The organism is Bacillus sp. OTU2372 (assembly GCF_038440275.1).
Taxonomy (GTDB): Bacteria; Bacillota; Bacilli; order Bacillales; family Cytobacillaceae; genus Neobacillus; species Neobacillus bataviensis_B.
In genome coordinates this window covers 1-1,211 of sequence record NZ_JASATK010000061.1, presented here as the reverse complement: position 1 = coordinate 1,211, position 1,211 = coordinate 1, and the positions used below count along the sequence as shown (strand labels likewise).

Below are 1,211 nucleotides of genomic sequence, written 5' to 3'. Positions count from 1 at the left end.
GAGACCTAGTTAAATAAGACAAAGGAAAAAGCACCCCCTGAATCGTATTTAAATAATACGTAACTCAGGAGGTGTTTTCTTATGGGGAAGATAAATGAATACTCAGAAGAAGTTAAAAAGGCTGTTATTGAAATGAAGTTAAGTGGTGAGTATTCTAACCGTGAAATTATGGACAAGTTCGGAATTACCAATGTTACTCAGATTAAAAGGTGGCTGAAGTGGTATCGTGAAGGGCAACAATATCGTTTAGCGCAAGGGATTGGTAAACAATATAGTTATGGGAAAGGTCCTGCAGAACTATCTGAAAATGACCAGTTAAAGAGAGAAAATGAGTACTTAAAGGCACAAATAGAAATTTTAAAAAAGTACCAAGAAATAGAGAGGAGTTGGTTCCGGAAGCAGTCGTAGCCTTAGTTGAAAAATTTAAAGATCAATTTTCTATAACCTTTCTTTGTAAATGTATTGGCACACCTAGGTCAACTTACTATAGGTGGAGAAAACAAGGTTCTAAAGGTAAAACTGAACTCGAAGCACAGATCACTGAAATTTGTAAACGTCATAAATTCCTAATCGGCCATCGGACAGTCAGGGCCTGGCTTTTGCGGGATTATAAGAGGAAGGTTAACCGTAATACTGTACAACGAATTATGCAAAAATATAATCTTCAATGCCGGGTTAAGCCAAAACGTAATAATAATATAGCTGGTGAAATGAAGGTAGTCGTCCCTAACCATTTGAATAGGAATTTTCAAGCTTCTAAACTAAATGAAAAATGGGTTACCGACATCACTTATCTCCCTTTCGGTCAATCTATGTTGTATCTCAGCACAATCATGGATTTATTTAATAATGAGATAATCGCATATCGAATTAGTACCAGCCAAGATGTGTCTTTAGTGATAGATACTTTAAACGACGCTGTAGAAGGTCGTGAAATTAGTGGCTTAATACTACATAGTGATCAGGGGTCTCAATACACTTCACGTTCATTTCAAAGAATAGCAAAAGAAAAAGGCATTACCACAAGCATGTCCCGGAAAGGCAATTGCTTGGATAATGCCGTCATTGAATCCTTCCACTCCACTATAAAGTCGGAAGAATTCTACTCTCAAGGAAGAGAGTTTCTTACAAATTCTATTGTAATCGAAAGAGTTGAAAAATTCATCAATCATTATAATCACACACGACTTCAGGCAAAATTAAACTACCTG

The 1,211-nt window shown here is 36.3% G+C and carries 1 protein-coding gene; it reads left to right on the top strand.

The features are described from left to right. Positions 1-81 precede the first annotated feature (81 nt). Positions 82-1,211, top strand: a protein-coding gene (locus AAHB15_RS29860) for an IS3 family transposase (protein ID WP_342043892.1) whose coding sequence is annotated in 2 segments (ribosomal slippage) — positions 82-361 and positions 361-1,211 — 1,131 coding nt annotated over the 2 segments. Because the reading frame shifts where the segments join, the coding sequence is not laid out codon by codon here. This gene is flagged as partial in the annotation.